Raw genomic sequence first — 18925 nt, forward strand, 5'->3', positions numbered from 1 at the left:
GGCGCGGAAAGCCGGGCGAAGTCACAAGGAACGGCGGCGCACCTGTCATCTGCGCTACAATGCGCGACCTGCGGGTTGGCCGCATGCCCAGCCCGACCAAAGGCGATCGGCGTAACCTGAGTTTCCGTTCGGCGCCGAGAGGCGGCGTGAGGCCTAGCCGACTGCTGGACGATGGGACCGGATTTTGCTCCCTCGCGTGTCCGTGATCCTCAGCGCTTCGCTTCCCTGATCCTGACGGTCAGGTCCAGCTCGTCTCGCGACAGCAGGATCTTGCGCCGCACGTCGATCGGCAGGGCCGGATGCGCGGCAAGGAAGGCGTCGACGACGCCCAGCGCCTGGGCGCTGGTCTGGCCGCCGATGAACGCGTCGATCCAGGCTGGCAGGAAGAAGATACGCCGATTGCGCCGGATCCATTCCAGCCGGTCGAGCGCCGGCCGGAGGAACGGCAGCGTCAGCGTCGCCTGTTCCGCCGCGTTGAAGGCGCCCAGGCTTTCGCTGGCCCAGGCCTCGTTCAATCCGGCATCGTCGAAATAGCGGCGGAAATACTCGGCCTTGATCGCCGCCGTCGGGGTCGCGGCGTGGGCCACGAACGCGTCCTTCCCGGCCTCGGTCGATCGATCCGCCCGCTGCTCCGCGGCGAACAGCGCCTCGGCGTCGGGGGCACCGACCGTGACCAGCCGGCGGACCGCCGCCCAGCGGGTCGGCTGGCGGATCGGATCGCCCGCCAGCGTCGCGGTCCCCGCCAGCAACGCGCGCAGGCGGTCGAGCGCGAGCGGCGTGCGCGCCGTGGCGATCAGCCGGTCGGCGGCATCCTTGCGCAGGCCATAGCCCAGCCGCGCATCGTCCATGCGCGCGATCAGCGCGGCCTCCCACCGCTGGCGCAGCGGCGCCGCGCGTTCCGCCGTCAGATAGAGGTCGAGCGCCGTCGCCCCGCGCGCCAGGATCGTGCGGGATATCTGTTCGTCCGTCTCCGCCGGCAGATGGTCGAGAAGGATGCCCAGATACCGTTCCGGCGCCAGGCGACGGTCGCGCACCGTGTCCCACATCCCGCTCCACAGCATCGCGCGCAGCAGCGCGTCGCGTACCTCGCCCACATGAACGCCGTTCCACGCCAGCGTGCGGTCGTCCGGCATGAACAGGCCGTATCCCTGGTCCTCGTCATTGGCCCAGACATAATCGGGGACGGGCAGGCCGGCAGCGTTCGCGACCGACGCCGTTTCGCCGTCAAAGGCGGCGTCGAGTACGACGTCGGGCCGCCCGCCATAGCCGAGCCGCACTCTGACCTTCATCGGCCATGCCCCGCCCGGATCGCCCGGCAACGCCCGCGCGGGACGCTGCGACAATTGCAGCGAGGCGATGCGCCCGTCCGCGATGGTCATGTGCGTGTCGATCCGCGGCAGTCCGGCGCGAAGCATGTACTGCCGGCCGAACGTGGTGAGATCGACCTTCGACGTTTCGGCGATGGCACCGAGCAGGTCCTGCCACGTGGCGTTGCCATAGGCGTGCCGTTCCAGGAACAGGTGCAGCCCGCGGCGAAAGCCGTCCTCGCCGACCAGGAAGGCGAGCTGTTTCAGCACGGCCGGCGCCTTGTTGTAGACGATCGGGCCGTAGTTGCTCTTCGCCGCGTCGAGATTGTCGAGCGTCTGCCACAGTGGCTGCGTCCCGCTGGTCGCGTCGGCGCGGTAAGCGGGCGTCTTGGTGGACAGCAGGAACGTCGTCCATGCATTGCTGTCGGGTTGCAGCTCCGCCTGGATGCGCGCGGCCATGTAGGTGGAAAAGCCCTCCTTCAGCCACAGGTCGTCGAACCAGCGCATGGTGACGAAGTCGCCGAACCACTGATGGCTGATCTCATGGTAGATGGTGGCATCCCGGCCCAGCCGTTGCGGCAGGGTCGGCGGTTCGCGGAACACGAAACGGTCCTCGTTGTAGAAGACTGCGCCGACATGCTCCATGCCGCCGAACGGGAACGCGGGCGCGAGTACCAGGTCGAGCTTGGCGAAGGGGAAGGGAACGCCGAACCAATTCTCCAGCCAGCGCACGGCTTCCCGGTTGGCCGCGATCTGCGCGTCGGCGTCGACCTCCGCCTTGCGAGAGGCGCGCGCGTAGAGGGTTATGGCGCGCCCGCCCGCCGGCTCGGACGCCCAACTGGCCCATGGCCCGGCGGCGAAGGCGGCGAGATAGGTGGAGATCGGCTGGGTCTGCGCAAAGGTCCAGCGCACGGCCGCGCTGACCCCCTCCTTCGACGCGACGCCGCCATTGGCGATCACCGTCCAGTCGCCGGGTGCGGTCACGCGCCAGCGGAACTGCGCCTTCAGGTCCGGCTGGTCGAAACAGGGGAACAGCAGGTTCGCGTCGGACGGCACCAGCAGCGTGTAGAGGTAGGTCGATCCGTCCTTTTCGTCATGGAAGCGGATGATCGCCGCACCGCTCGCCGCGATCGGCGTGGTGAAGCGCGCCGAAACCGTGTTCTCGCCCGCCTTCAACAGCCGCTCGGGCAGGACCAGATGGCCGTCGAGCCGCCGATCCGGCACGGCGCGGCCGTTGACCATGACATCCGACAGCGTCGGCCCGCGGAAATCGAGAAGCAGGTCTCCGCTCCGTACGCGCCGGTCGAACGCGATACCGACGGACCCGGTGGCGGCATCCGGTGCGGTGACGTCGAGCGCGAGGTCGTAGCGTACCTTCGCGATCTGCATGGCCCGTCGCCGCGCCAGCGCAAGCGACACACCGCTGCCGGAGAGGTCGGATGGCAGCGGTGTCGCGGCAAAGCTGGGTGGCGACGTCGTCGCGGCCAGGCCGCTCGCCCCGATGGCGGCGGCGCCGACCAGTACGCCGCGGCGTGTCGCCGCACCCGGCCCGCCGGCCGGATCGACGCTCACGCGCGCCCGCCCGCCACGATGAAGGCGTCGACCCGCGTCTCCAGCACCGCAAGCGGCAGCGCGCCCGACAACAGCACCGCGTCGTGAAATCGGCCGATGTCGAACCGGGGGCCCAGCGCCGCCTTGGCCTTTTCACGCAGGCGCAGGATCGTGACCTTGCCGACCATGTAGCTGCATGCCTGGCCCGGGCTGACCGCGTAGCGCTCGATCTCCTGGCCCGACAGGGAGATGGGATCGCCATCGATGCCGCTCAGCGTCGTCACCGCCTGTTCGCGGCTCCAGCGCTTGGCATGGATGCCCGTGTCCACGACCAGCCGGCCCGAACGCAGCAGCGCGTCGTGGATATATCCCAGCTCCCATGCCGGCTGATCGGCGTAGAAGCCCATCTCGTCCGCCAGTTGCTCCGCATACAGCGCCCAACCCTCGACATAGGCGCCGAAGAACAGGATCTTGCGATAGTCGGGCAGCGCGGATTCCCGTTGCAGCGTGATCTGGAGGTGGTGTCCGGGAATGCCCTCGTGGAACGTGGTCGTGGGCATGTCCCAGAACGGCGCCTCCGCCGTGTCGCGCAGGTTGAGCCAGTAGATGCCCGGTCGCGTGCCATCCAGGCTGCCTTCGGTGTAGTGCGTCGAGGCGCCCGCCTCGGTCGCCGCCGGGATACGGCGGATTTCCAGCGGCGTCCGGGGCAGCGTCGCGAAATAGCTGGGCAGCCGCTTCTGCATCGCCTGGACCAGCGCGTTCAGGTCGGCGATCTCCTTCGCCTTGCCGGCATCGGTGTTGGGGTAGAGATAGCGTGGATCCTTGAACAGCGCCTCATAACGCTGCGCGACGGTGCCCTTCGTCATGCCCAGCTTGCGGAACAGCGTATCGGCCCGTGCGCTCAACTCGCGCGTCACGTCCAGGCCCAGCCGGTGGACCTCCTCCGGCGGCAGGTCGGTGGTCGTCGCGGCACGCAGCGATGCGGCGTAATAGGCCTCCCCGTCGGGCAGGCGCCACACGCCCGCATCGTGTACGGCCTTGGGACGGAGGGAGGCGAGCAGCGCCATCTGCCGGTCCAGCGCGGGCACCACCCGCTTGTCGTAGACCGCGCCCGCGCGCGCCTGCCAGTCGCCGGCGATCCCCTTGTCCCTGGCGCGGTTCGCCAGCGACGTGACCAGGGTGGAGGTCGCGGCTGGCTGGCGCAGCACCTTCATCTGCGCCAGCGCGCCGTCGATCGCGAAATCGGGCGGAACGACGCCCAGCGCGACGTCGTGGCGCGCGCGCTCGACCTCCTGATCCATCGCGACGGCAAGGGCGTCGAGCCGGGCGAGATAGGCTTCGCAGTCCGCCTTTGTCGCGATCACGTGCTGGCTGTCGAGGAAATCGGGGACTGACGCATAGGCGCCGTTCAGCTGCGACAGCACATAGGGACTGCCCGCGCCGACGCCGCCATAGGCGAACTGGCGGTCGGCCGCGTCGGTGAGGGTCGCGTCGTACAGGACCGCGTCATAGTTGATCGCAGCAGCCGCGCCCAATCGCGTGCGATCGATCCGCTTCAACTGGGCGAGCTGGTCGGCGACCACGCGCTTGCGGCGGGCGACGCCGGCCGGCGAGCTGTCGTCCAGCTTCCCCTTGGCCGCCGCGCGCGCACCCGTGTCGATGCCGAGCGAGGTGACCAGCATGGGGCTCTCATCCAGCGCGGTGCGGTAGAACCCGTCCAGCGTCCGCGCGAACGCCGCGTCGGCCGAGCCGGCCTTTGCGGTGCTAGCGGCCGCCGTCGCAGCGCGCGGCATCGCGATGGCCGCGGCCGATCCAAGGCAGAACAGACGGCGGTCGAGCATGGCTGGGTTCCTTTCCTGGCGGCGGGGCCCTGGGTGCCCTCGATCGCGCTTCGCAGCGGCTATATCGTTCGACGCCGGGGTGCGACAGCCGTCCCGTCGGTGATCTTAGGAAAGGGGCGGTCAGGCGGGTGTCGGGGTAAAACCCGCCCCGGCGCCATGCGCTTCTGCAGGTATCAGACTTCGTCCCGGCGGAAGCATCCGCCGGCGTGATCGTTGACGATGCCGACCGCCTGCATCCACGCATAGACGATGGTCGGCCCGACGAACTTGAAGCCGCGTCGCCTCAGGTCCTTGGCAATGATCGTCGACAGCGGCGAACTGGCGATCCAATCCTCCCCGGCGTTCCTGATCGGCTCACCTTGCGTGAACGACCAGCAGAACTCCGAGAAGTCCTCGCCGCGTTCGGCCATCTCGCAAAAGATCTGCGCACCGCGGATCGTGGCGCGGATCTTCCCCGATGCACGGATGATCCCCGGATCGGCCATCAGGCGCGCCACATCCTGCTCGCCGAAGCGGGCGACCTTTGCCGGATCGAAGCCGGCAAACGCCGCGCGAAAGGCATCGCGCTTTCGCAGCACGGTGAGCCAGGAAAGCCCAGCCTGGAACCCCTCCAGCATCAGCATTTCCCACAGCATCCGCGCGTCGCGCTGCGGCACGCCCCATTCCCCGTCGTGGTACGCGCGCATGAGCGGGTCGCTTTCCGCCCAGGCGCATCGGGTCAGGTGATCTGGCGACATGGCTGCTCCCTCAAACGTCGAACCCGCGTCCGCAACCGATACCATAGTCGCCGCAGAGGGTGACTGCTTGAACAAGTCAGTACGGACTACGATGAACCCGGCTCGGTGCGATGACTCAGGCGGATTGGGCCAGTTCCGCCGCGCCGTTGCCGCGCAGGCGTGCGGCGTCGCGGCCGGGTGGTGCGCCGAACATGCGGGGATATTCCCGGCTGAACTGCGATGCGCTCTCATATCCCACCATATGCGCCGCACGGCCGGCATCGGCACGGGCGACGATCAGGCGCCTCGCCTCCTGAAGGCGGAGCATTTTCTGATATTGCAGCGGGCTCATCGCGGTCGCCGCCTTGAAGTGGCGGTGGAACGAGGCGGGGCTCATCCCCGCCAGCTCGGCAAGCTGTTCCACGCGCAGACTTTCGTCGAAATGCGACCGAATCCAACCGATCGCACGGCGCACCTGGCTCAGGCGGCTGTCGACACGCGCGATCTGGCGTAGCACGCCGCCTTGCGGCCCCCTCAGCAGCCGGTAAAGCACCTCGCGCTCGTGCATCGGTCCCAGCACCGGCACATCCTCCGGCGTGTCGAGCAGCGAAAGCAGGCGGGAGCAGGCGTCGAGCAGGTCCGGGGTCACCGCGCTGACCGCGAAGCCTGCGGTGTCTCCCTCGGCCCCGCCGGCAACGTCTGGCACCAGCGCGGACAGACTTTCGCGGTTCAGCCTGATACTTACCGCGACATAGGGCTTGGCCGCGCTCGCCTCCACCACCCAGCCGCAGGCGGGAAGGTCGATAGTCGCGATGAAATAGCTGGCCGGGTCGTAGCGCAGCGTGCGGTCGCCGATCATGACGTGCTTCGCGCCCTGCAACACCATGCACAGCGCCGGTTCGTACACGCCCGGTGTCGGCGTGGTCGTCACGCACCCGATATGCAGCGCGACGCGCGGCAGCACCGTGTCGCGGCGTATGCCATCGGCATGCCGCTCGGCGATCGCGCGCATCCGGTCCAGTTGTTCCTGCATGACCGCGAACATCGCGACGAAGCGCCGTCAGGGCAAGGCGTCTCAGCCGACCCGGAGCGCCTCCTGATAGGATCGGGCAAGAGATCGATACGATCGGGCTTCATGGCGCCGCGCCCCGTTCCGATCTGGAGGGAGCGCGGCGGGACCTGGCCGGCGCATATTCCTATCAGACCGGGATTGTCATCATGACCAAGACCTTTGGAGCGAAATCGACGACGGATGAGGTGCTGGACGGCATCGACCTTTCGGGCAAGCGCGTCCTTGTCACCGGCGTGTCCGCCGGCCTGGGTGTGGAGACGGCGCGGGCGCTGGTCGCGCATGGTGCCGATGTGGTCGGCGCCGCGCGCGACCTGACCAAGGCGCGCGCCGCGACCGGGGCCGTGCAGACCGCGGCGGAGGCGGGGACCGGCAGTCTCGAACTGGTCGAGCTGGACCTCGCCTCCCTCGCCAGCGTGCGCACCTGTGCCGACGCGCTGGTGGCGGATGGTCGCCCGTTCGACATCATCATCGCCAATGCCGGCGTCATGGCCTGTCCCCAGGGGCGGACGGAGGACGGGTTCGAGACCCAGTTCGGCACCAATCACCTCGGCCATTTCGTTCTGGTCAACCGCATCGCATCGCTGTTGAAGGCGGGTGGCCGGCTGGTGAACCTGTCCTCGGCGGGCCACCGGTTCGCGGATGTCGATCTGGACGATCCGAACTTCCATCATACACCCTATGACGAGTGGATCGCCTATGGCCGGTCCAAGACGGCCAACGCCCTGTTCGCCGTCGGCTTCGACCAGCGGCACCGGGCGGCGGGCATCCGCGCGACGGCGGTGCATCCGGGCGGCATCGCGACGGAGCTTGGCCGCCACCTGACGCCCGAGGCGATGGACGCGCTGGTCGCCTCCATCGACGAGGGCCAGCGGGCGTCGGGTGCGCCGGCGTTCGAGTGGAAGTCGATCCGGCAGGGTGCCGCGACGTCGGTGTGGGCGGCAGTGGTAGCACCGGCCGACGCGGTCGGCGGTCGTTATTGCGAGGACTGCCACGTCGCGGACATCCAGGACGGCGAGGGGATACGCGGCGGCGTCCGCCCCTATGCGATCGATCCACGACGGGCGGACGCACTCTGGGCGAAAAGCGAAGACCTGGTCGGTGAGCGCTTCTGACCGCCTGCGCGTTTCACACGCTGTTTCACGAAGGACTTACGACATGAAATACCGCACGCTCGGCCATGGCCTTCAAGTATCGGCGATCGGCATCGGCTGCATGCCGATGATCCGCGACGGCAACATCAATTACGGTGTCGCGGACGACGACGTCTCCACGCGAACGATCCACGAGGCGATCGACCTCGGCATCACCTTTTTCGACACCGCGGAGATGTATGGCCCCTTCCGCAACGAGGAACTGGTCGGCGCCGCCATCAAGAACCGCCGCGACGGCCTGATCATCGCCACCAAGTTCGCGATGCGCTGGGACGGCGACACGCCCACCGGCGTCGATGGCAGCCCCGAGAACGTGCGTCGCGCCTGCGAAGGGTCGCTGAAGCGGCTGGGCATCGACACGATCGACCTGTTCTACCAGCACCGCGTCGATCCGAACGTGCCGATCGAGGAAACGGTCGGCGCCATGGCGGACCTGGTCAAGGAGGGTAAGGTGCGCTTCCTCGGCCTGTCGGAGGCGGCGGCGACGACGGTCCGGCGGGCGGCCAAGGTCCATCCGATCGCGGCATTGCAGAGCGAGTATTCGATCTGGGAGCGCGATGTGGAGGAGGACATCCTGACCGCGTGTCGGGAGAACGGCATCGGCTTCGTGTCGTACAGCCCGCTTGGCCGTGGCTTCCTGGCTGGCGGCATCCGCAGCCTGGACGAGCTGCCCGCCAACGACTGGCGGCGCAACGACCCGCGTTACGCGCCGGAGAACATGCCGACGAACCTGGCGATCGTCGACGCCATCGCGCAGGTCGCGGGGCGCCACGGTGTCTCCAACGCGCAGATCGCGCTCGCCTGGCTGCTCGCGCAGGGTGACGACATCGTGCCGATCCCCGGCGTGAAGCGCAGCGAGACGATGCGGGACAGCGCCGGTGCGCCGGACGTGACGCTGAGCGCGGACGATCTGGCGACGATCGAGGCCGCGGCGCCGAGCGGCAAGACCGCCGGTCCCCGCTACGCCGAAGCGGGCATGGCGCGCGTCAAGCTCTAAGCATTCACCGGTAACGGCTTGTCCGCCCCTGCTTGATCGGCGGGGGCGGACAGGTGCTTTTCACGATCGGCTTACACGGTGCAGGTACGCACCGCCTGCTCCAGAGCCTTTAGCGGATCGCCCTGAGGCATGAATTCATGCGCGAAATAGCCGCGAAAGCCGAGGTCGGCGATGCTGCGGGCGACCGCGCGCCAGTTCACCTCCTGCGTCGCGTCCAGGTTGTGGCGCCCCGGAACGCCGCCGGTGTGGAAATGACCGATCCATTGGATGTTCTGCCTGATCGTGTCGATCAGGTCGCCCTCCATGATTTGCATATGGTAGATGTCGTAGAGCAGCTTGACGTGGGGCGAGTTGACTTCACGCGCCACCTTCGCGCCCCAGGCGGTATGATCGGCCATGTAGTCGGGATGGTCGACCTTGCTGTTGAGCAACTCGACGCAGATCGTCACGCCATTGTCCTCCGCGATCCGCTTGACGCGGTTCAGGCCGGCGATGGTGTTCGCGGCGCCCTCTTCATCGGACATGCCCTTCCGATTGCCCGAAAAGGCGATGACGTTGGGAACGCCTGCCTTTGGCGGCCTGCGGGATACCCTTGCGATACGCCTGTTCGATGGCCGCATGGTTCTCCCGCCGGTTCAGCCCGTCGGGGATCGTCATGATGCCGGCGGCATAGCCCATGGTGCAGCGCAGCCCGTGCCGGCGCGGTACCTCATAATCGGCGGGCTCCAGCAGATCTATGCCTTGCAGTCCGATGCTCGCGGCAAAGGCACATAGCCGTTCGAGCGGAATGTCCTGGTAGCACCAGCGGCTGACCGACTGCTTCAGCCGGCCGATCAATTTCGCGGGTGCGGCGATGCCGGCCGAGGCCCATACCGCGAGAGACGAGCCGAGGATGTCGCGCCGGTTTATCATGACCGCTCGATACTAGAGATGAGGTCTTCGGCAAAGTGCTGCACTGGGAGTAGCGGTCGGGGTCGCGTCTGGATTGCCGTCAAGTCGGTGGATGCGAAAACCCTCTGGGCTTGGGACTTCAGCGGACTAGAGTAAGACGCCCATTGGAAATGTCGTTTCTATCGAAGACGATAGCCTGATGATCTCTGCGTCGCGCGGGGCGGAAGAAACCCGTTCTTCACCGCGGGCGTTATTGCGGCCATGAAGATACTCCATGCACCATCGATCGCGTCGTCTCTTGTCTTGGCGCTTGCGGCCTGTTCCTCTGGGTCGGAGGCTCCGCGTTCGGAAACTGTCGCGAACACGACGACCGACCTGACGGTACCGGCAGACACATCGAACAGCGCGGTCGCCAATGCCGCTGTTGCTCCGGCGGGTACGGCTTCGGATGCGACCGCGAACACGGCCGAACCGGCGACGCCGACGAATCCGAAGGTGCTCGCGCTGGAAGGGCTGGGCACACTTCGCATCGGACAGGCGGTGCCCGGGAACAGCTCCTGGAAAGAGCGTGGAGCGCAGGAGTCCGAAGGCTGCCGGACCGTCAGCTCGCCCGACTATCCCGGCGTCTATGCCATCGTGACCGAGGGCAAGGTGCGGCGGATCACCGTGGGCAAGCGGTCGGACGTGCAACTGGCCGAAGGGATCGGTGTCGGCACCCCGGAGGCACAGGTGAAGAAGTGGTTCGCCGGCTTCCGCGAGGAACCGCACAAATATGAGGACGCCCCGGCCAAATATCTCAGCGCCCCGAACGCCGCCAGCGGTGACCCGGCGCTCCGCTTCGAGATCGGGCGGGACGGCAAGGTGAGCCTGATGCATGTCGGCACCGCACCGGTGCTGGAATATGTCGAGGGATGCTCGTGATCCCCGCGGCGACATCCCCGCCGGCTGACGGCCGCCAAAGGCTCAGGCGGCGAGCCGGTTGATCGTGGCGCGGTTCCGCCCCTCCCGCTTCGACTGGTACAGGGCCAGATCCGCCGCCTGAACCAGCGTGGAGCCGTCCTGCGCCATCGTCCGGGTCCAGGTCGCGATGCCGAACGACATGCTGGTCGAACCCAGCGCGCGGCCGCCCTGGCGGATGTTCAGGGCGGTGATCGCGCAGCGCACCGCCTCCACCCGGCTGGCGATCGCCTCCGCCGTGCTGCCGGGCGCGATGATGGTGAACTCCTCCCCGCCGAAGCGGCAGACGATGTCGCCATCGCGGAACCGCTTGCGCATTTCGGTGGCGACGGTTTGCAGCACCAGATCGCCGGCGTCATGGCCGAACTCGTCGTTGAAGCGCTTGAAATGGTCGACGTCGCACATGACGAGGCTGAGCGGGGTGCCGGCGCGTGATGCGCGGGCGATCTCCAGCTTCAGCGTTTCCTCCATGTAGCGCCGGTTGAACAGGCCGGTGAGGGGGTCGCGGATCGTCTGCTCGCGCAGCGACCTTTGCAGGCGATGGTTGACCAGCGCCGACGCGATGTTTTCCACCAGCACCTTCATGCGAAAGCTGTTCTCGCTTTCCACACGTCCGCGCAGATACAGGACGCCGATCACCTCGCCGCCGGCGAGCAGCGGCTCGCAATGGTAGATCTCGTCCTCCGCCGCATGGCCGCAGACGATGTCGCGCCCCGGTTCGGTGACGCAGTGGCTTTGTCCGCGACGCAGCGCCCAGCACCGCTCCGGCGCGAAGCCCTCTGCCGGAACTTCGGTGCCGCCCCAGCTGGCGACGGGGACCAGGCAATTGCGCGAGTTGTTGTGCGCGAACAAGGCGCCCGGCATGTCGGGCAGCACGCGCGGCACGAAGACGCGGATGATCTGCGCCAGCTCGTCGTCGGTACGCGCCGCCTGCATGCGGTGCGCCATGCCGCCGAGCAACTCGATCACGTCGCCGCGTTCGCGCAGCGCGACGGTGTTCTGCTGAAGCTCCGCGTTGACGACGTGCAACTGGCGTTCGCTGTCACCCCGATCGGCCACGGCACGCCGCAGCCGCGCCGCCATGGCGTTGTACCCCTCGGCCAACTGGCTGAACTCACGCGAGCCCATCGCCGTATCGATGCGCGTGTCCTGCTTTCCCTGGCCCAGCGCCGTCATCGCGCGCAGCACCGTGTCCAGCGGCCGGCGTATGCCGCGGATCAGCAGCGCGCAGCTGCCCATGACGAGCAGGGCGACAGCGACCGCGCCGATGATCGCCAGCCGCTTGCCGTTGACGATGCGCTGGTCCGCCGCCGTCTGCCGCGCCATCTGGATCGCACGCTCCTCGTCCAGGAAGCCCGTCGCGCGCACGCTGATAGCGTCCATCAATTCGCGCCCGCGCCCGCTGACGATGAACGCGACGGCACTGGTGAAGTCGCCGCGCCGCGCGAACTGAAGCGGCTGCTGCAAAAAGGCCGAACGCTGTTTCATCAGCAGCGCGATCTCCCGTGCGCGGGCATGTTGAAGGGGATCGTCCTGAGTGAGCCGCACGACGGCGGTGATGTTGCGCGCGGAGCTGTCGACGCGCTCGGCAAAGGTCTGCGCATAGGCCGGGTTGCGGGTGATGACGAAGCCGCGCTGTCCCGACTCCGCCTCGCGCAGGTCGCCCAGCGCCGCCTCGGTGGTCTCGATCACGGTTGCGGAATGCGCGGCCGACCGGAAACTCTCGCTGGTCTGATGCGAGGCATCGGCGAGCAACCCCGCGAGCGAGCCGAGCGCGATCAGGACGACGACGCCAATGGCGGCGATCCGGGCCGATAGGGAGGCGAACATGGCGCGTGGAGGTACCGGCATGAGCTTAGCGTCAGGTTACCGATCACGCCCACCGCCCGACCTTAGCGCGACAATCCCTTACCGCCCTGCGCCGCTGAAGCGGCGTTTGCCGTCGTCACCCCGACCGCACTCTGGCGGCCGCCGGGTCGGGATAATCGCACCGGCCGTGCGGGAGGGGATTGCTTGCTGGTAGCGCTATCTATAGCCTCCTGAAAAACAACAAGAAGACAGGAGAGCGATGATGATTCGCAGGATGCAGGTGGGCCGGGCTGCACCGGGCTCGCGCAAGGGTGGTGCAGGGCGGCTGAGTGCCGCGGTGGCCGCGGCGGCGATGCTGGCCATGGGCGCTCCTGCGCTTGGCGAGGTCCAGACCGCTGCCGCCGCGACGTCTGCACCGGCCAACGATCAGATGGTGCCGATCCCCATCCCGGCACAGCCCGGCGCCATCACGCTGAACACCGGCAAGCTGCCCGGCGCCACTGCGCCGGAGGTCTGGCACAGCCAGTATAACAGCGTCTTCGCCCGCAACGTCGTCGTCGCCACGCTGACGCCGTTCCTCCCCGATCCCGCAAAGGCGAGCGGTGCCGCCGTCGTGGTCGCGCCGGGCGGCGGTTTCCGGACGCTGTCGATGGAGAATGAGGGGTGGGATGTCGCCAAGGCGCTCGCCGCGCGCGGCGTCGCCGCGTTCGTCCTCAAATACCGGCTCAACCAGACGCCGCAGGACATGGCCGCGTTCGACAAGTCGATGAAGGACATGTTCTCCGCCGTATCGCGCACCCGTCCCGCACCGGATCGCGCCATGGCGAACCTTGCGCCGCAGATCGCGGACGCCCGCGCGGCCTTTGCGCTGATCCGATCGCGCGCGGGGGAGTGGCGGGTCGATCCCAATCGCATCGGCATGGTCGGTTTTTCGGCCGGTGCGATGCTGACCATGGCGACTGCGATGTCGGGCAACGATGCGAAGCCGGCCTTTCTCGGCAACGTCTATGGTCCGCTGGCCGCGGTGACGGTGCCGGCCGACGCGCCGCCTTTGTTCGCGGCAATCGCGGCGGACGATCCGCTGTTCGGCAACGGCAACTTTGCCCTGATCGACAGCTGGCGCGCGGCCAAGCGTCCGGTCGAGTTCCACCTGTACGAGCAGGGCGGTCACGGCTTTGGCATGTATCCGAAGGCGACGACCTCGACCGGCTGGTTCGATGCGTTCGCCCGCTGGCTGACCATGCATGGCTGGATGAAGCCCGCGCAGTGACGTGACGACCCCGCGCGTCGGATGGCCGGCGAGCAGGCATGAACATCAGGAGAATGATCCGTGCTGAAGGCTTTTCGCGCCTTGTCGGCCTCTGTGGCCGTGTGTGCGCTCACCATCGGTATCGCCGGCGCGCAGACGCTGACCGTATCGCCCGCGCAGACGCTGGAAACGCGGGGGTTGAGCGTCCTTGTCGACCAGAACCAGTTCAGCCCGATCTTCTTCGATGAGAAGAATGCCGGCATCCAGATCGTGCTGCACGGCGACCGGATCGCCACCGACGGCGCCGTCCGGCTGGACAAGACGCCGGAACAATGGGCGCCGGTTCCCGCCTTTGTCGACCGCACGGTGGACAAGGCGAGCGGATCGGTGATTGTCCGGTCCGCCTACAAGGACCAGAACCTCAGCTACCGCGTCCGCGTCACGCCGGAGGGGGAGGGCGGTTTCCGCATAGCCGTCGACCTGGACCAGCCCTTGCCCGCCGCGCTGGTCGGAAAGGCGGGGTTCAACCTGGATTTCCTGCCGTCCAGCTATTTCGGCAAGACCTATCTGATGGACAACGGTCCCGGCCTGTTCCCGCGCCATCCGACCGGTCCGATGGCAACGGACGGATCGGGCGATCCGCTGCCGCTCGCCTCGGGCGGCAGGTCGCTGACGCTGGCGCCGGAGGACCCGCTGACCCAGATCGCGATCACGTCGGACACCGGCACCCTGTCGCTCTACGACGCGCGTGCGCGGGCGCAGAACGGCTGGTTCGTGGTGCGGTCGGAGATCGCGGCGGGGGCGAAGGACAATGCCGTCGTCTGGCACGTGCGCCCGAATGTGGTGAAGGATTGGGTCCGCCCGCCCGTCGTCTCGTTCAACCAGGCCGGCTACACGCCCGGCCGCGCCAAGGTCGCGCTGATCGAACTCGACCCCAATTTCGCCGCGCCGCGCGAGGCGGAGCTGGTGAAGCTGGGCACGGACGGCGAGCATGTCGTGCTGCGCGCACCCACCACGCCGCGCGGCCGCTACACGCGATATGATTATGCCGCGTTCGATTTCTCGGGCGTGCGCGATCCGGGCATCTACGCGATCCGCTATGCCGGGCACACCAGCAACCCGTTCCGCATCGCGCCGGACGCCTATGACCGCATCTGGCAGACCTCGCTCGACACGTTCATCGCGGAGCAGATGGATCATGTCGGCATTCGCGAGCAATATCGCGTCTGGTCGGCACCCTCGCACCTGGACGATGCGCGCCAGGCGCCGGCGAACCATGTGCATTTCGACGGCTATCGCATGGGACCGAACCTCGATTCCCCCTTCAAGGCCGGCGAGCACATTCCGGGCCTGGCGGTCGGCGGGTTCCAGGACGCGGGCGATTACGACATCCAGACGCCCGAAAACGCGCAGGTGGTGCGCGATCTGGTTTGGGCACGCGAACTCTATGGGCTGGACTGGGACCAGACCAGCGTCGACGAGGCAGCGCGCGCGGTCGAGATCCGCAAGCCCGACGGGCAGGAGGATGCGATCCAGCAGATCCGCCACGGCACGCTGCAACTGCTCGCGCAGTACAAGGTGTTCGGGCACGCGATCGTCGGCATCGTCGATCCCGCGCTTCGCCAATACGCCCATTTGGGCGACGCCGGTTCGCAGACGGATGGCCGCCTCTACGATCCCGCGCTGAAGCCCGACGAGGTTCGCGGCGACTCGTCCGGAAAGGCGGATGACCGCTGGGCGTTCACCACGGACCTGCCGGCGAACAACCTGGCGGTGGCTGGCGCGCTTGCCGGTGCCGCGCGCGCATTGCGGGCGAGCGATCCCGCCATGGCGACAGAGGCGCTGGACGCGGCCAAGGTGCTGTGGACCCGGCAGCAGGGTCGGCCGGTCAAGTCGGGCGACGGCCGGGACGATTCCTCCTCGCCGCGCTCTGCGGAGGTCGCCAATGTGGTCGCGACGGTGGAACTGCTGCTGACCACCAACGACAAAACCTATGCCACCCGCCTGCGCGCGTCGCTGCCGGTGATCGAGAAGAACTTCGCCTGGACGGCGGCGGCCTCGGTCCGCGCACTGCCCGCCATGGATGCCGCCTATCGCACCCGGATCGCGCGCGCGGTGCGGACGTTCAAGGCCAAGGTCGACGGCGATCTGATCAAGAACCCGTTCGGCGTTCCGATCACGGAGGGGACATGGGCCGGGTCGAACCAAGTGGTCGCGTTCGGCTCCACGATGCACCTGCTGCACACCGCCTTTCCGGACATCGTCGGCACCAGCTACACGCTCGACGCGATCGACTATGTGCTGGGGCGGCATCCGGCGAACAACCTGTCCCTGGTCTCCACCGTGGGTACGCAGTCGAAGCTGATCGGATACGGTCACAACCGCGCCGATTACAGCTTCATCCCCGGCGGTCTGGTCCCCGGCGTTCTGATCGTGAAGCCCGACCTGCCGGAGGCGAAGACCGACTGGCCGTTCCTGTGGTTCGAGAACGAGTATACGGTCAGCACGACATCGGCCTATATCCTCGCCGCGCGTGCCGCCCAGAGTGCGGCCAAGGGCATCGATCAGGGTGCCTCCACGCCGGCAGTGGCTGCGCCGCGATGATCCGCCTGTTCCTGGCCGCGCTCCTCGCGCTGCCTGCGGGGGTGGCGGTTGCGCAGACCGAGCCTGCCATCTCGGCGCAGGACCCGGCGGCAGAGGTTCCGCCGCGCTACCAGCCGATCCCGCTATGGCCGAATGGCGCGCCCGGTGTGGGGAAGCGTGCGCAGGAGCCGGAGATCGGCCGCGATTACTGGGTGCGCAACATCCATTCGCCGTCGCTGATCGCGTTTCCGGCACCGGCCGCGCGGCGCAATGGGGCGGCGGTGATCGTCATTCCGGGCGGCGGCCACAAGCTGCTCGTCTGGACCAACGAGGGGACGAAGGTCGCAACCGCGCTGAACCGGATCGGCGTCACCGCCTTTGTGCTGAAATACCGCCTCGCGAACGAGCCGAACTCACCCTACTCGGTGGACGGCGACGCCGCAGACGATGCGCGCCGCGCGGTGCGCTGGGTTCGGGCGCATGCCGCGGACTATGGCGTCGATCCGCAGCGGGTCGGCGCGATGGGCTTTTCGGCGGGTGGCGAGCTGGTGTCGCTGATCGCCGACAATCCCGAGCCGGCCGGACGCCCGGCGGTCGACGCGATCGATCGCCAGTCGGCACGTCCCGATTTCCAGGTCCTGGTGTTTCCGGGACCGCACGGCATCCCTGGCCAGGCGATCGCCTCCGCTCCGCCCGCCTTCCTTGTCGCGGGCAGCCGCGATCCGTGCTGCGCGTTGCCGCCGCTGCGCCTCTATGAGCAGTTGCAGAAGGCGGGGGTGTCGGCGGAACTGCATTTGTATGCGGAGGCCGGGCACGCCTTCAACCTGGATGAGTCCGACCGGATATCGATCCTGCACTGGCCCGATCGCCTGTACGACTGGCTTGCCGATGGCGGCTGGCTGTCGCCACGGCGGCGTTAGCAGGACCGGGGGGCGCTCAGTCGAGCATTGCGGCGAGTGGCGCGGTGACGATCTCGTCATACCCGCCCTCCCTCGCGACGATCAGCCGCATCGCGACGCCATCGAAGGCCGGCGCAGCCAGGTACGGATAGGCGACCAGCGCGGCGGAGGCGAGGGCGTCGGCCCGCATCGCCGTTGGCGCGACGACGCTGACGGAGACGACGCCGTTGCGCGGCGCCGATCCGGTGCGCGGGTCCAGATTGTGGCCCCCGCGGACATAGGTGCCGGACGTGGCGACCGCCTGTCCGTGCATCGCCACGCGCAACGGTGCGAAGCACGCCCCGTCCGGCAGTTCGAGATCGACCCACCACGGCTCGCCGTCCGGCCGTATGCCGCGACCCGACAATTCGCCACCGACCTCCACCAGGCAATGCCGGATGCCGCAGGTGGCGAGCAGATCGACGATCGCATCCACCGCATAGCCCTTGGCGATGCCCGACAGGTCCAGCTGCACCCCGCCCGGCTGAAACAGCGAAGCGTCGGCGGGACGCCAGCCCATACGCGCGAAGCCGCTCCGTTCCAGCGCGGCGGTGACTTGCACCGGGGTCGGCGGCGGCTGCGGCCCGGCAGGGCCGAAGCCCCATAGGTTGACCAGCACGCCAACCGCCGGATCGAACGCGCCATCGCTCACCGCCGCGATCGCCAGACCTTCTTCGACGACGCGCGCCAGATCGGGGGGCAGCGCCACCCAGCTGTTCGCGGGCGCGTCGTTGAAGCGGCTCAGAGCCGACGCCCTGTCCCAATTGCTCAGTTGCGCAACCAGCTCCGCCAGCCGCGCCTCGATCCTCCCCCGGACAACGGGCGGCGGCACGCGCGCGGCGAACAGCACGCGCCACGTGGTGCCCATCGTCTCCCCGCAAAGTTCGACGATCGGCGCCGTGCGATCATGCCCGACGAAGGCCGCCGGATCGATCTCCGCGGGCAGGGCGATGCGCGGGGTCAGGGCGATGCGCGGGGGCAGGGTCAGGGCGTCATGACCTCCAGCGTGGTCGAATAGCTCATCCGCCGCTGCGTCGCGCGGGGCAGGGTCGCGTGGCTGTCGGTCAGCGTCGCGTTCAGCCAGTACATACCTGCCGCCGGCCACTCGATCGCCAGCACGCCGTCCGCGCCGGTGGTAAGCTCCCGTGCGCCCTCCGCATCGCGGTAACGCTTGCCGCCTGGAACCAGCGTGACCTTCAGATTGGGGGCAGGCTTGCCATCCACCAGGAAGCGGAACCGCGCGGTTTCCCCCGCGACCAGGCCATCGGGGTGGGTGATCGGCGCGAATTCCAGCCCCTTGCCGGTGGTTTTCAGCACTGTCGTCGTCGGCGCACCGGCGGTCACGAAGATCTCGTTGCGGCTCCACGTCTCGGTCAGCTGGACATCCGTCGCGTTGGCCGGAATGTCGGCGACGGTGAGCGGCGGCGTACCGGCAGCGGGGCGGCCGGACTGGCCAGCCATGGCCGGCGGCGGACCACCGCGACCGCCGACCCGCTTTTCGACCCCGTCGATCTTGAAGCTGCCCATCACGCCCGACATCTCGGTGCCGATCTTCCACGTCCCCGGCTTGTCCAGCGCGACGTCGAACACGGAGCGATAGCGGCCCGTGGCGCCGTTCTGGATGCGGCCGGGCGTTCCATCGGGCTGCCAGACCTTTACCTGTTCGATGCGGCCGGGAAAGTGATCGGGATAGAACAGGTCGTTGGAGATCGCGCTATCGACGGTCACCCAGCTGTCAGTACCGGAGAACAGTGTGCCGGACGGCAGCAACCACATGCGGTGCGCCGACACGGCGGCCGGAACCGACAACAGCGCGGCGGCGATGAGCAGGCGGGTGCGGGAAAGCGTCATGACCATGGCTCC

The 18925-nt window shown here is 68.1% G+C and carries 15 protein-coding genes; 6 read left to right on the top strand and 9 right to left on the bottom strand.

The window, feature by feature from the left end; all coding sequences use genetic code 11:
- Window positions 1-209: 209 nt before the first annotated feature.
- From BMX37_RS09055 to BMX37_RS09070, 4 genes are all read right to left on the bottom strand, one after another.
- Window positions 210-2879, bottom strand: coding sequence for a M1 family metallopeptidase (locus BMX37_RS09055; protein ID WP_244501492.1), 2670 nt, complete (start codon window positions 2877-2879; stop codon window positions 210-212).
- The gene (locus BMX37_RS09060) at window positions 2876-4699 is read right to left on the bottom strand and encodes a DUF885 domain-containing protein (RefSeq protein ID WP_093665433.1); all 1824 of its coding nucleotides are present in this window, start codon (window positions 4697-4699) and stop codon (window positions 2876-2878) included. The genes BMX37_RS09055 and BMX37_RS09060 overlap by 4 nt, the downstream gene beginning before the upstream one ends.
- Before the next feature lie 173 nt (window positions 4700-4872).
- Window positions 4873-5436 carry a DNA-3-methyladenine glycosylase I gene (locus BMX37_RS09065; protein ID WP_093665434.1) on the bottom strand — a complete coding sequence of 188 codons (564 nt, stop codon included), beginning with the start codon at window positions 5434-5436 and terminating at the stop codon, window positions 4873-4875.
- A 115-nt stretch (window positions 5437-5551) separates the two neighbouring features.
- On the bottom strand, window positions 5552-6460 hold the full coding sequence (locus BMX37_RS09070; RefSeq protein ID WP_244501493.1) for an AraC family transcriptional regulator: 909 nt from the start codon (window positions 6458-6460) through the stop codon (window positions 5552-5554).
- A gap of 173 nt (window positions 6461-6633) precedes the next feature.
- On the opposite strand from BMX37_RS09070, the gene BMX37_RS09075 reads away from it, so the two are divergent.
- On the top strand, window positions 6634-7599 hold the full coding sequence (locus BMX37_RS09075) for an SDR family NAD(P)-dependent oxidoreductase (protein WP_093665435.1): 966 nt from the start codon (window positions 6634-6636) through the stop codon (window positions 7597-7599).
- A gap of 43 nt (window positions 7600-7642) precedes the next feature.
- Window positions 7643-8635, top strand: coding sequence for an aldo/keto reductase (locus tag BMX37_RS09080; protein WP_093665436.1), 993 nt, complete (start codon window positions 7643-7645; stop codon window positions 8633-8635).
- Between the two features lie 71 nt (window positions 8636-8706).
- Here BMX37_RS09080 and BMX37_RS09085 read toward each other — a convergent pair whose 3' ends face one another.
- Together BMX37_RS09085 and BMX37_RS19015 are read right to left on the bottom strand one after the other, a co-directional pair.
- Window positions 8707-9159, bottom strand: a complete 453-nt coding sequence (locus BMX37_RS09085; protein WP_244501494.1) for a TIM barrel protein — start codon at window positions 9157-9159, stop codon at window positions 8707-8709.
- Entirely contained in the window at window positions 9149-9547 is a 399-nt protein-coding gene (locus tag BMX37_RS19015; RefSeq protein ID WP_212611421.1) for a hypothetical protein, read from the bottom strand. Before BMX37_RS19015 ends, BMX37_RS09085 begins: the two co-directional genes overlap by 11 nt.
- Window positions 9548-9787: 240 nt before the next feature.
- On the opposite strand from BMX37_RS19015, the gene BMX37_RS09090 reads away from it, so the two are divergent.
- Window positions 9788-10447, top strand: coding sequence for a hypothetical protein (locus BMX37_RS09090; RefSeq protein WP_093665437.1), 660 nt, complete (start codon window positions 9788-9790; stop codon window positions 10445-10447).
- A gap of 42 nt (window positions 10448-10489) precedes the next feature.
- Here the strand turns inward: BMX37_RS09090 and BMX37_RS09095 are convergent, their stop codons facing one another.
- Window positions 10490-12334: a diguanylate cyclase gene (locus tag BMX37_RS09095; RefSeq protein WP_244501495.1), complete on the bottom strand. Its 1845-nt coding sequence runs from the start codon at window positions 12332-12334 to the stop codon at window positions 10490-10492.
- Window positions 12335-12644: 310 nt separating this feature from the next.
- On the opposite strand from BMX37_RS09095, the gene BMX37_RS09100 reads away from it, so the two are divergent.
- From BMX37_RS09100 to BMX37_RS09110, 3 genes are read left to right on the top strand one after another with little or no spacing between them, the layout of a single operon-like run.
- On the top strand, window positions 12645-13562 hold the full coding sequence (locus BMX37_RS09100) for an alpha/beta hydrolase (protein ID WP_093665641.1): 918 nt from the start codon (window positions 12645-12647) through the stop codon (window positions 13560-13562).
- Window positions 13563-13622: 60 nt separating this feature from the next.
- The gene (locus BMX37_RS09105; RefSeq protein ID WP_244501496.1) at window positions 13623-16145 is read left to right on the top strand and encodes a glycoside hydrolase family 9 protein; all 2523 of its coding nucleotides are present in this window, start codon (window positions 13623-13625) and stop codon (window positions 16143-16145) included.
- Complete coding sequence (locus BMX37_RS09110) at window positions 16142-17044, top strand: alpha/beta hydrolase (protein WP_093665439.1); 903 nt, start codon at window positions 16142-16144, stop codon at window positions 17042-17044. The genes BMX37_RS09105 and BMX37_RS09110 overlap by 4 nt, the downstream gene beginning before the upstream one ends.
- A 16-nt stretch (window positions 17045-17060) precedes the next feature.
- Here the strand turns inward: BMX37_RS09110 and BMX37_RS09115 are convergent, their stop codons facing one another.
- Together BMX37_RS09115 and BMX37_RS09120 are read right to left on the bottom strand one after the other, a co-directional pair.
- A complete protein-coding gene (locus BMX37_RS09115; RefSeq protein ID WP_244501523.1) occupies window positions 17061-18146 on the bottom strand; it encodes an FAD:protein FMN transferase in 1086 nt (361 codons plus the stop codon).
- Window positions 18047-18913, bottom strand: coding sequence for a DUF4198 domain-containing protein (locus BMX37_RS09120; protein ID WP_093665643.1), 867 nt, complete (start codon window positions 18911-18913; stop codon window positions 18047-18049). The genes BMX37_RS09115 and BMX37_RS09120 overlap by 100 nt, the downstream gene beginning before the upstream one ends.
- Window positions 18914-18925 lie beyond the last annotated feature (12 nt).

Source organism: Sphingomonas gellani, assembly GCF_900110035.1.
Taxonomy (GTDB): Bacteria; Pseudomonadota; Alphaproteobacteria; order Sphingomonadales; family Sphingomonadaceae; genus Sphingomonas; species Sphingomonas gellani.

Excerpts from the sequence above, each read along its gene's own strand:
- BMX37_RS09060 (WP_093665433.1), bottom strand. The coding sequence starts at position 4,699 with ATGCTCGACCGCCGTCTGTTCTGCCTTGGATCGGCCGCGGCCATCGCG.
- BMX37_RS09065 (WP_093665434.1), bottom strand. The coding sequence starts at position 5,436 with ATGTCGCCAGATCACCTGACCCGATGCGCCTGGGCGGAAAGCGACCCG.
- BMX37_RS09070 (WP_244501493.1), bottom strand. The coding sequence starts at position 6,460 with ATGTTCGCGGTCATGCAGGAACAACTGGACCGGATGCGCGCGATCGCC.
- BMX37_RS09075 (WP_093665435.1), top strand. The coding sequence starts at position 6,634 with ATGACCAAGACCTTTGGAGCGAAATCGACGACGGATGAGGTGCTGGAC.
- BMX37_RS09080 (WP_093665436.1), top strand. The coding sequence starts at position 7,643 with ATGAAATACCGCACGCTCGGCCATGGCCTTCAAGTATCGGCGATCGGC.
- BMX37_RS09085 (WP_244501494.1), bottom strand. The coding sequence starts at position 9,159 with ATGTCCGATGAAGAGGGCGCCGCGAACACCATCGCCGGCCTGAACCGC.
- BMX37_RS19015 (WP_212611421.1), bottom strand. The coding sequence starts at position 9,547 with ATGATAAACCGGCGCGACATCCTCGGCTCGTCTCTCGCGGTATGGGCC.
- BMX37_RS09090 (WP_093665437.1), top strand. The coding sequence starts at position 9,788 with ATGAAGATACTCCATGCACCATCGATCGCGTCGTCTCTTGTCTTGGCG.
- BMX37_RS09095 (WP_244501495.1), bottom strand. The coding sequence starts at position 12,334 with ATGCCGGTACCTCCACGCGCCATGTTCGCCTCCCTATCGGCCCGGATC.
- BMX37_RS09100 (WP_093665641.1), top strand. The coding sequence starts at position 12,645 with ATGCTGGCCATGGGCGCTCCTGCGCTTGGCGAGGTCCAGACCGCTGCC.
- BMX37_RS09110 (WP_093665439.1), top strand. The coding sequence starts at position 16,142 with ATGATCCGCCTGTTCCTGGCCGCGCTCCTCGCGCTGCCTGCGGGGGTG.
- BMX37_RS09120 (WP_093665643.1), bottom strand. The coding sequence starts at position 18,913 with ATGACGCTTTCCCGCACCCGCCTGCTCATCGCCGCCGCGCTGTTGTCG.